The 11,791-nt window shown below is 34.7% G+C and carries 5 protein-coding genes; all 5 read right to left on the reverse strand.

Features of this window, described 5'->3' with window-relative positions; genetic code table 11:
- Positions 1-31: 31 nt before the first annotated feature.
- Positions 32-7,195, reverse strand: coding sequence for a cell surface protein SprA (sprA, locus tag LQ189_RS13080; RefSeq protein WP_230157745.1), 7,164 nt, complete (start codon positions 7,193-7,195; stop codon positions 32-34).
- A gap of 25 nt (positions 7,196-7,220) precedes the next feature.
- Complete coding sequence (gene ruvA, locus LQ189_RS13085) at positions 7,221-7,802, reverse strand: Holliday junction branch migration protein RuvA (protein WP_230157747.1); 582 nt, start codon at positions 7,800-7,802, stop codon at positions 7,221-7,223.
- Between the two features lie 94 nt (positions 7,803-7,896).
- Positions 7,897-10,185, reverse strand: a complete 2,289-nt coding sequence (locus tag LQ189_RS13090) for an NADP-dependent malic enzyme (protein WP_230157748.1) — start codon at positions 10,183-10,185, stop codon at positions 7,897-7,899.
- Positions 10,186-10,339: 154 nt separating this feature from the next.
- On the reverse strand, positions 10,340-10,765 hold the full coding sequence (locus tag LQ189_RS13095) for a CBS domain-containing protein (RefSeq protein WP_230157749.1): 426 nt from the start codon (positions 10,763-10,765) through the stop codon (positions 10,340-10,342).
- 86 nt (positions 10,766-10,851) lie between these two features.
- Positions 10,852-11,787: a carbohydrate kinase family protein gene (locus tag LQ189_RS13100; protein WP_230157750.1), complete on the reverse strand. Its 936-nt coding sequence runs from the start codon at positions 11,785-11,787 to the stop codon at positions 10,852-10,854.
- Positions 11,788-11,791: the final 4 nt, after the last annotated feature.

The raw sequence follows: 11,791 nt of genomic DNA on the forward strand, positions 1-11,791 counted from the left end.
TTCTTTTCAATTACCGATTAGAATTTAAAAATTAATTTCCAAAATTATAACGCAATGTAAATCCAGATCGGATATTGGTAAGTGGAAAAGCAGTTGATATAACAGCCTTTGAGAAAGAGTGATCGTAATAAAAAATGGCTGTCAAGTTTTTACTAAAAGCATAGTCAGCCTTAACTTTTACGGTCCAAATGTTTTGTCCTCCTGCCAGCTGATTGTTGTTATAATCCAAATAACGTACTATCGTTTCATTGTTTCTATACGTAACATCTGCGGATAGGTTGATATCACTCTTTATAACTCCCGTTGGATTGTCAGCCAATCTTGAAGAAAAAATCACGTCTTTAAACCTGTATCCAAGTCCAACAACATATTCAAGCCCCTTAACCTCAGTCAATAAATTATTGTCAAAACTCATTGATAGCGCTCTATCTTTCTTAACTTCAGTAAGTACTTTTAGCGAACTTTTAAGCTCAAAATCCATTCGAACCAAAGGATTGAATTGTTCTACTAAATTGATGTTAGACATAATAGTTTTATTAAAAAAATTGCCACTTGCATCAATTCCGTTTGGATTTTTGTCATATTCAAAATTAGAACGGAACGCATTAATAGTATAGGAAGCTCTATAATTATGCAACAAAGAAAAGCGCTTGAAATTTTTCTTAAATAAAGAATAGCGCATCAGACCATTGTACTTAATGGCCCAATTAGGTAGTGGTAAATTCCTGAAAATACCCAATGAAGCGCCACCTGCATCATTCCCAGAATAAGCAGCAAGAAAAGCAGGTAATAAAACAGCTTGATTGTTTTTTCCAAAACCTTTTGGATAACCTTCGCCGTCAAGATTTGCCGGATTGTTAATATTTATTCCCCTAGCCGTAGCTAATCTATTGGCAACCGCGAGTCTGTTTTCTCTAAAATCATCAAATGCTTGTGATGAGTTTTGATCACTTGCCGAAAAAGACGTTTTGATCAATACCGTAGAGATAGAAAAAATTCCAGTACTAAAAGGCGATCTTGGATTGTATATCCCGTTTGAAACATCATATTGCTCCGAATCATTTTGTGACAATGCTCTGTCAAAAGTTAAATCTATTTTCATATCCGGAAACAAATCCACATTGGCTGTAGCCTTCAAAATTTTATTATCTACCTGAGTATAATTTTGATTAAAATCTTGATAATTTGTTAACCACCCATTTTTTGCAGCTTCAAAACGAATGTCGTCTTGGCTGCCAAAAATAAAGCCCAACGAAGGCCTAGAAGATCCTAGAAAGCCAATGCCTGGGGTATATCCTGGTAAAACGGTTCCGCTATTGTGCGTGTAATTTACCTGAATGTTTTTAACGCTAGTAAGCATTCCTATCAATCCATCTACAAAAATTCCGTTTTTAGCAGTAGCAGCAGCAACATTTGTATTAACAATTTTCTCCCCCGGTTTAGGCGGGCCTGTCTTAGGTTTAGGTGCTGGTTTCTTACTCGTTTTAGAAATTCCCAAGTACTTGTACAAAGTTTCCATAGTTAAGCTAGCATTCAAATTACTTGAACTCGCATTTTGAATGGTATTTCCTAAATTAAAGTCTTGTCCTCCAATTGTAATTTGTGACAACGCATTAGATGTTCGTTGCCAGCTGTAATCTCCCGTATAGGAATAGGTTGCTTTTATAAAACTAAATAACGGAATCTTGTTAATAGGCAATTCATAATTTACAACTAATTGTTGCATGTGCTGGTTAGGATCACCCATATCCCAATACCTGTCCCATATTGTAAAACTATCAATAGGTTCATTATCTTCATTGAGATAACTCTTCACAATATTACTTGAAGATGCTGTGTAATTCAGTTTTAATGATTTTGTAAGGTTGTAATTAAAGCCATATTGATAATTAAAAGCAAAATTTCTTCTAAATAAAGGGTCAAGACCAATACCCTCTACCTCAACTTGACGAAATTGTTGACGGTTGTATTGTCTATTGATATTCGTATTAAAAGAAATGGTTGACGGTAAATAATTAAAATTAAAATCGCTCAACATTTTCCAATAATTACTTTTATTTAAAAACTTTGATTTTTTAAAGGGTTCAACAGGTTTTGTTTTAAAAGTGTAGGCATAATCCACCGCCGAATTAGCTTGCTGATCCACAAAATCTTCTATTTCAAAATCATGACGTTCTACTTGATTGAAAGACTGAGAAAAAGTGAAATTCTCAGGATCATACACTCTTTGTTTTTGCTCTGGTTGACGTTCTTTTTTTACTCCAATAAAATTGATGCTTGTTCTTTTAGTATAATCAATTGCTCTGTTTGCAATATTATCTTTTTCATTTTGATTTGTGGTGTTTTCTAACAACTGCTTCAACTTAATGTCTTGGTTAAATGGATCGTACTCTGGAGTGATAGTTTCTTCGCCTACAGAATAGTTGAACGGTAAATTCACTCCCCATTTTTGCGGCAATAGTTTCCCTAGATTTACATTGGTTACAATATTGTATTGCTGTATGTCCTCTCTACTTCTCTCATTTGGCCCTTGCTCTAGGGAACCAAAACCTATTGTCGTTTTTCTACCCGATGCAGATACGGTAGCAAAATCAGCAAGATTAGTATCAACATTTAAAACAGCAGCCATTCCGCCTTTATTATCCATATCGGCCAAACGCAATTCATTAAACCAAACCTCACCCTTTATGTCATTAAGAGGATCATTGTTTTTTATACCCACCATAAGTGTTCGAACCAAACCAAAGTTAGGATTTCCTTTAATCCCTAACTTAAGCGTAGTGGATTTGTCTCCGTCAGGAAGAGATGCATCACTATCTGGATAATAAATCCCATCCAGCGGAAGTGTATTTGGATTTACTTTCATGGCAAGAATTTTCATTCTAGTCAATAATTCAAGTGGTAAATCTATTTCGTTTTCGGATGGCCAAACTAGTTCTGGACTCAAAGCACCACAATCTGAAGTATTACCGCCAGAGGGTACTGTAACTTTTAATGGAATCTCTATTTGATAAAAATTTTGATTAAAATCATTTCCAAAACGGATAAAACCTACCATTTGATTATCACTTAATGCAATCTCATTAGGTAGTGATTCAGCATGTAAAAACATTTTCAATTTATTAAATTGTCTCATGTCTATACTTACATTTTTAAAAACTGCTCTAGAATCTTGTGGCTCTAACCCGTCTCCCGAAGCACGTAACGCAAGTGATTGCTCGTTTTGATTAATTACCGTGTTGTTGTTAAATAATTGTTCTCGTTGCACAGCTGGTGGAGTAACGTAATTTACAGGACAACGCTCGTTATTTTCTTGAATGTTAACGGCAAGAACATCTAGATTAGTGCCATCATCATCAGGATTTAGATCATTAAAATCAAGCGCATTAGTGTAACGTCTCCATTCTCCACGCACAAGGTCAAGTGCGCCAAAACGTACCGTAACCTCATCATTAAAACCTGTCATAAACATTCTCATAAATCGAATGGATCTAAAATCAGAGATGGAACCTATAACATTTTCAGGCTGAGAAACTGGTATTTTAAATTGTATCCATCTTGCATCAGTAGTAGAACCGTTAGGCAAGGTTACTTGGGTATTACGAATGTCTGTAATATAATTTTGACCTATATTCATTCCTGGGCGCATATCAATACTGTACTCATAGTAGGCATTGATAGTATTCATGGTATTATCTCTATTAATATCTTCAACATCAGGTACAGTACTAGAACCTCTGTTAGCGGAATTAATATCAACTGGCGAGTTATTTTCAACGCCATTATAATTTTTATATCGGTCTATTATTGTACCATTGGCATTCAAATAAAAAGTATAATCATCAGCTGCTGGATCAAGCTCTGATGCAAAATTTGTATACACAGATCCTTCGTTAGAATTTGACAAACCATCAAGACCTACATCCTGATTTTGCCTGTTATTCACATCTGTATCAAATGCATAAATCAAGGATTGTGAGGCAGGAACTTCTCCCCAAAGCGGTCTTGGAGTCACTACAACTTGACCAGGCCCTAATCCGTTTTCGTATTGTTTACGACCGTCTTTTAAAATATCTTCGGAAATTTCACCTAGGTTAAAATAAATCTTTCCTGTATTAGATTGTGGTGCAGGGCCATTCCCTACATAAGGATCCAAAACCCAAAACTGAATGTACTCTACGTTTCCTTGTTCAAAGTTTGTAGAATTAAGAGCTCTCATGATTCCACCAAAATTTTCAGTAGGATTAGCATCCAAAGCACTATTATTATTGTAAGGTCCTCTTTCTGATGGAAAATAAGTTAAATCCAGCGTGCTTATTACTTGTGTTTGCCCTTGAGCTATATCAGTTAAGGGATATAATTCCCTACTAAAAACCCTTCTTGTTTTATTGAATGACAAATCATCATCAGAAACTCCGGTTGGCCTTTGTGTATAAAAGATAGGATCAATGGCATACCAAGCCAGTTTTGCTCTTTTAAAACCATAGCTCAAATTGGTTGCGCTACCGTTAAAATCATACGAACTTGTTGTTGTTCTTTCTGGTGTTGATGACAAACTCCAAGCCTGCGGCGACCGCATATCAATTGTAGATTGAGAACCTTCAAAATCATCTACATAAATAGTTGATTCACCTTGAAACTGATCTGCTTTTGGGGTATCAGGTCTTAAAAATGCAACTTCACCTCTTATGGATAAATTAGATGGTACATCAGTGTCTAAATTTGGCAACATATTGACCAAGCGGGTCAAAAAAGGAACTTGAGTAGAATAATTTGTATTTAATCCAAAAACGGTATTGTTTACAGACTCTTGACCAAAACTTGATTTTTGCGTAAAAGGTCTCTCGGTCATTTTTAAAAATGTCCCCCCTACTACAAAATTATCTGATATTTTATGCTCTACATTCAATCCTATGAAACGTCTGGTTTGTTGACCAAAAACAGAATTATTTTCTAAAGACACTTCTATTGGAGTGTTTGAGGCTTGAAGAGATGGATCAAGAATTTGTACACGACCAAATTGATAATTCACACTGTAATCTACCCCTTCAACCAATCGTCTGCCTGCGGCCGTAACTACCACAGAACCTTGTGGAACATTAAAGGCACCAATAGGAATTCCATCACTTCCGCTAGATTTATACTTCCCTCTTAATAGATATTTATTTTTATCACTGTCTTGTAACGCACCTGCTTGCGTGTTACGATACATACTTTGAAACACATATTTACGCTGATTGTCGTTATATGTAGATGGATTCCTGTAATCTTCAATAGCAGAATTAGACAATTTAGAAAACAATAATTCCCCAAAAGGCTCCTTAGTAGTAAACATGATGCGACCGTTTTGCGCATCAATAGTCAAATTAGGTATAAAATCAAAAAAACCATCTCCACCTGCTTGAGGATCGTTGTTGAAATTTAATTTATCTAAGTTTAATACTTTCAATAATGGTGTACTAGTAACTGTATAGTCTTTTGGAGGAATTAAAGTTGGATTATTTTTATCTGGAAATGGAGTTCCTGTAACTTCAGAAATATAATTTATAGGAGAAGGATCTGCGTATAAAATATTAAATCTAAAATCCTCTTGTTTTAATTGATATCCACCTTGTATTTGATAAATGTTTTTCATCATTAAGTTCCAAATGGGATTTTTAACATTGGTTAAATTACTTTTCAGCATTTTCAATATTAAACTTTGAGAAATAATGGCTTGTGTTGCAGGAGTGTTTCCTGTAACCACAGTAGCATCTACTCCGTCATTACCAAACTCCCCTACTTGATATACTTGGTCACCAATGGTATATTGGTAAGCCACTGCTAAAACCTCATCATTTGCCAAACGTTGTTGCAAAGAAATAAATCCAAGTTGCGGATTAAAGGTGAATTCATTTGGGTTTAATTTTCTAGCATTCTCAAGCTTAGAGTAATCTTGACCTTCGCTAACAGTGGTATTAAACCCTGAACTTGAAGTAGCAATTTCTCTAATATTAGCATTTAACAAACCCGTTCCAGTAGTAATTTGAGCTGGATCATAATCGTTATTAGCATTATTTGAGGGAGTATTAGCTGGAGCATTAAAGATTCCTGTAGATGGGTCTAGCACAACAACTTCATTATCTGGAATACCTGTGATTTGGGCTTCACCTAGATCTTGAATAGCAATAATGTTCCTCAAATTATTATTGGTTGTAGTTACCCTATTTTGTCTGTTAGTAACCCAAACTTCAATTCTTGAGATTTGAACTCTACTATCTATAAAAGGATAATTTACAAGAGACTTATCATACCTGTCTCTAAAATATTGCGATAAGAAAAAGTGGCGATCACTATCATAATCTAAAGCAAACATTTCAAAGTTTTCAATGGTACCTCCACCTTGAGCAACTACGCTTTTTGTTTGTGATTTTTGTTCTGAGAATACCCCTGTGAAAGTTGTTTTACCAAATTGCAATTGTGTCTTGAAACCAAATAAACTTTGGGCTCCTCGAATCAGAGAACTGTTTAGTGGCATGCTCACATTTCCGACTTCTATTTTTTGAATGATATCGTCCTCAGTAGGTGCATAATCTAGTTTTATTAAGTTTTGAAATGCAAAGGTAGATTGAGTATCATAATTAGCATTTACATTAAGTCTTGTTCCCACTTTCCCCATCAAACTCATGCTGATTCTTTGATCAAAATCAAAGGAAAGATTAGACCTGTTTCTAGGAGAAAATGAAGGATTATCTTGTTTTGTAAAACGCAAACCTAAATCCATTTCAACAGATCCTGTAGGTTTTACATCAATGGTATTACTACCAAAAATAGATTCAAACAAACCTGATTTGATAACGTATCGCGGTAATAAATCTTTTTTTGCGTCTTGGCTACCTTCTTTTTTACCGTCTATGGCATCTACTTTTGTTTTAAAATAGTTGCGCATTGACTCTTTCAAAACTAATTTCTCATATTCCTTAGGAGTCAATATGATAGGGTAATTTATAGATAACCCGTCAAAAGAACTTGTGTACACATACCTATCTATAGCTGGATCATACGTATATGATGAAAGTATACTTGGTGGGTTTTTAAGCTGTAATTTCCCCTTAGAGAAACCCTTACTTACCGTATCCTGAGTTCCCTCTTTAACTTGAGCATGCAATATGTAACCACATAATAGAACAAGCCAAAAAATACAATTTTTATGCATATAACTCCTGTTTCTTAAATCCCTTTTATAGGTTTTTTAAAGCTTGTTTGATAATAGATTCAACGGTAGCATCTGGATTTTCTTTGACGATTTTTTCGATAACTTTTTCCGAACTTTTTCGTACAAAACCTAATACTTCCAATGCTGATAACGCTTCATCTCTATTTGTATTGCTTTGAGACATAGAAACTTCGTCTAAATCATAAAGTTTTAATACTTTTTCTTTGAGGTCAAGTATCACCCTCTGTGCTGTTTTACTACCAATTCCCTTAATAGATTGAATAGTTACTACATCTGCCGATCCTATGGCATTTGTAATTTGTTTGGGATCAAGTGAGGACAACATTGTTCTAGCAATGCTTGCGCCAATACCTGAAACAGACAATAAGAGTCTGAAAATTTCTCTTTCAGATTTTTCAATAAACCCAAAAAGTGTATGCGCATCTTCTTTAATTTGAAGATGCGTATATACTTTTATAAAATCGGTATTGGGTAATAATGAATATGTATATAAGGAAATATTTATATGGTAGCCTACGCCCGCACAATCAATAACAATATGTGTTGGCGATTTTTCTACGAGTTTCCCTTGTAAGTGTGCTATCATGATGTATATAAAATAGTTCCAAATATAACAAAATTTGTACACGCATAAATTTCTGATAAAAAATTATGCTACAATTTGTTTACAATGCATTAAATTAAATTTGTTTGGCTTTCTTAATGGCTTTTTCTTGTGCATCAATCACTGCAATTGCTGCCATATTTACCATTTCCTCAACACTTGCTCCTAATTGAAAAATGTGTACCGGTTTGCCCATTCCTAACATGATCGGTCCTATAGAATCTACTTTGTTAAGTTCTTTCAATAGTTTATACGTAATATTTGCCGATTCTAGATTTGGGAAAACCAACGTATTTACTTTTTTTCCAGCTAGTTTAGAGAATGGAAACTTCTCTTTTAACATTTCAGGGTTTAAAGCAAAGTCGGCTTGAATTTCTCCATCAATGATCATGTCTGGATAATTCTTATGCAAAAAGGCTACAGCTTCACGTACTTTTGAAGCATTCTCATTTGATGAAGATCCAAAATTAGAAAACGACACCATAGCTATTACTGGTTCAACTCCAAACATTTTAGCCGTTTTAGCAGTCATGATTGCAATTTTGGCTAAATCATCTGCTGACGGGTTGATGTTAATTGCAGTATCTGATAAAAACATTGGCCCACGAGCCGTCATCATCATATTTGTTGTAGCAATTATTGAAGCACCAGCTGCTTTATCAATCAGTTGCAACATAGGTTTCACTACAGATGGGTAACTTCTTGAATGTCCTGTTACCAGTGCATCGGCTTCATTTTCATTGACCATCATGGCTGCAAAATAATTTCTTTCGCGCATGAGTTTTTGAGCATCTAGAAGTGATATGCCGCGACGTTGTCTTGTAGACCAGTACGTTGAGGCAAATTTATTCCTTCTTGACTCTTCCTCTTTAATTTTTGGATCAATAATAGGCACATCAGCATCAAAGCCTATTTCTTCTTTCAATTCCAATATAATTTCTTTGTTTCCTAGTAAAATTGGGAAACCAATACCTTCTTCGTGTACTATTTGAGCTGCTTTTAAAACATCGAGATGATCTGCTTCGGCAAAAACAATACGTTTCGGATCCATCTTGGCTCTATTGGTAATCAAACGAACCATTTTGTTATCGTTACCCAAACGATCGTTCAATTCTTCTTCGTATTTTTTCCAATCTGTAATAGGGTTTAATGCTACGCCAGACTCCATAGCTGCTTTGGCTACAGCCGGTGCAACAATAGATATTAATCTTGGATCAAAAGGTTTTGGAATGATGTAATCTCTACCAAAATTAAGTTTTGTAGCTCCATAAGCCACATTAACTTGTTCTGGAACAGATTCCTTAGTCAATAAAGCAAGTGCTTTAACAGCAGCCATTTTCATAGCTTCATTAATTTTGGTAGCACGTACGTCTAGAGCTCCTCTAAAAATGTAAGGAAAACCTAAAACGTTATTAACTTGGTTAGGAAAATCTGATCTTCCTGTTGCCATAATAACATCTTTACGTGTTGCAATAGCTACATTATAATCAATTTCTGGATCCGGATTTGCCATAGCAAAAACGATAGGATTATCAGCCATTGTAAGCAGCATCTCTGGAGACATTAATCCTCCTGTAGACAATCCTAGAAAAATATCAGCATCTACTAAAGCCTCGGCAAGAGACATTGAAGGGATATTTTTTGCATATTTTAATTGCAGTTCAGACAAACTTGGGTTGTCACTTGTTAACAAACCTTTGCTGTTGAACATGAAAATATTCTCAACTTTTACACCCAATAAAACATATAAATCAGCACAAGCAAGTGCCGCCGATCCTGCTCCTGAAACCACCATTTTAACCTCTTCGGCTTTCTTGTCAGCAAGTTCAAGCGCGTTCAACAATGCAGCTGATGAGATGATAGCCGTACCGTGTTGATCATCATGCATTACAGGAATATTTAACTCCTCTACCAAACGTCTTTCTATTTCAAAAGACTCTGGTGCTTTGATATCCTCAAGATTGATCCCTCCAAAAGTAGGAGCAATATTCTTAACTGTTTGGATGAACTCTTCAATATCTTTCGTTCCTATTTCAATATCAAAAACATCAATATCTGCAAAAATTTTAAACAACAAACCTTTTCCTTCCATTACTGGTTTTGAGGCTTCGGGACCTATATCCCCTAGACCCAAAACAGCGGTACCGTTTGTAATTACGGCTACTAGATTTCCTTTGGCGGTATATTTGTAAACGTTATTGATATCTTTTGCAATTTCTAAACATGGCTCAGCAACTCCTGGAGAATATGCTAGTGACAAATCTCTTTGTGTGGCATATTTTTTTGTTGGAACAACTTGAATTTTTCCTGGAGTAGGCTTAGCGTGGTATAATAATGCTTCTCTTCTTTTGTTATTTTTGTCCATTTTTTTGCTTTTATTCTAGATTACAAAGATAGAAGACTTGGTTTAAAAAGTCAGCTTTTATACTATTCTTTTCAAATTTTGGGCTAATTTATTACCTTAGAAACAAAAATAGCCGCATATAAATGCAGCTATTTCTTTGTTATAAAATATTAATTTACTGTGTAATATAAGTGTTTAAATGCTGTATGGTATCTTTTTGCAACTCTATTATTGCTTTTACAACATCACTTATGGATATAATTCCTATTACAATATCATTCTCTAAAACGGGCAGGTGACGCACTCTTTTTGTACTCATTAATTCCATACAAAAATCCAAATTATCTGTTGGTTTTACGGTCACCACATTTGTCTCCATAATTTCATGAACAAATGTTTTCTTTGAAGATTTTGCTTTTAAAACAATTTTCCTGGCATAATCCCGCTCCGATAAAACTCCTTTTAGTTCTGTGTTTTCAATAATGAGGATGGCTCCAATGTTTTTTTCACTCATAATGGTCAGAGCTTCGTAGACTGTATGGGTTGATAGTATAGAGAATACCTCTTTCCCTTTTGTGCTTAAAATTTGGTTTACTGTCATAATCAATTCATTTAGTGAATGATAAAGTTATAAAAAATAAACATAAAAGGATATAAATTGCAATAAGAATATATTTGCGCAATTAGCTAATCTAATTCTATAAATGAACCAATATCAATATTAGTAGGAAGTCTACCGACATTTTGCAATTTCAGAACTGCAAGTTTTTGAGCTATCGTAATAGTATCATTAAAATTTTTATTCAAAAGTTGCGCATATAGAAAGCCTGTCCAAAATGCATCACCAGCACCCGTGGCATCTTTTATTTCTAGAACTGGAATTGATTCTTGATGAAAAAGCCCAAACTCTTTGTCTGACAAAACCACTCCTTCTTTTCCTTTTGTCAAGCAAATTGTTGAAGCACCTAGGTTATGAAAAAATTCAAAAATAAAATCTTCGGTTTTTGCTTCTGAAAATAGTCTGTAGCAATCATCCTCACTTAATTTTACTAATGGATCCGTAGCTAAATACTCTTTCAATACCAATTTAGCTTCCTCTCTATCCTTCCAAATTCGTTCCGAAAAATTAATATCAATACTTGTTTTCAATCCCAATTGCTTTGCTCTTTTAGCGCTTTCAAGAATTGTGGTACGAGCAGGTTCTTTACTTAGTGCAAAACATGTTGTGTGAAAAATTTTGGCTTTTTCGAGTAAATCATCTGTAATCTGGCTCGGGTCAATTTGAGAATCAGCTTCTCTAAAAGGAATAAAATCAGGGGTCCCCGTAGATTTAGAAACAAATATTACCGAAGTTGGCTTATCATCAATTTTTTTAACGTAGGAAGTAATGACATTATTAGCCTTCAATTTACGAACGATATACTCTCCTAATCCATCTTGACCACAAGTGGCCACTAAAGCTGATTTCAAGCCTAATCTTGTTGCATTAACAGCAACATTTGTAGGGGATCCACCTAAAAATCGATGGAAATCTTTAGTTCTATTTATTGAAGTGTCAATTTGATGACCTATAAAATCAATTACAACTTCCCCAATACAAATTATATCAATAGATTTTTTCATTTTT

The organism is Flavobacterium sp. CECT 9288, from assembly GCF_918731615.1.
Lineage (GTDB): Bacteria > Bacteroidota > Bacteroidia > Flavobacteriales > Flavobacteriaceae > Flavobacterium.

Bases quoted from the DNA above. Each gene is read 5' to 3' on its own strand.
- sprA (WP_230157745.1), bottom strand. From the start codon at position 7,195: ATGCATAAAAATTGTATTTTTTGGCTTGTTCTATTATGTGGTTACATA.
- ruvA (WP_230157747.1), bottom strand. From the start codon at position 7,802: ATGATAGCACACTTACAAGGGAAACTCGTAGAAAAATCGCCAACACAT.
- LQ189_RS13090 (WP_230157748.1), bottom strand. From the start codon at position 10,185: ATGGACAAAAATAACAAAAGAAGAGAAGCATTATTATACCACGCTAAG.
- LQ189_RS13095 (WP_230157749.1), bottom strand. From the start codon at position 10,765: ATGACAGTAAACCAAATTTTAAGCACAAAAGGGAAAGAGGTATTCTCT.
- LQ189_RS13100 (WP_230157750.1), bottom strand. From the start codon at position 11,787: ATGAAAAAATCTATTGATATAATTTGTATTGGGGAAGTTGTAATTGAT.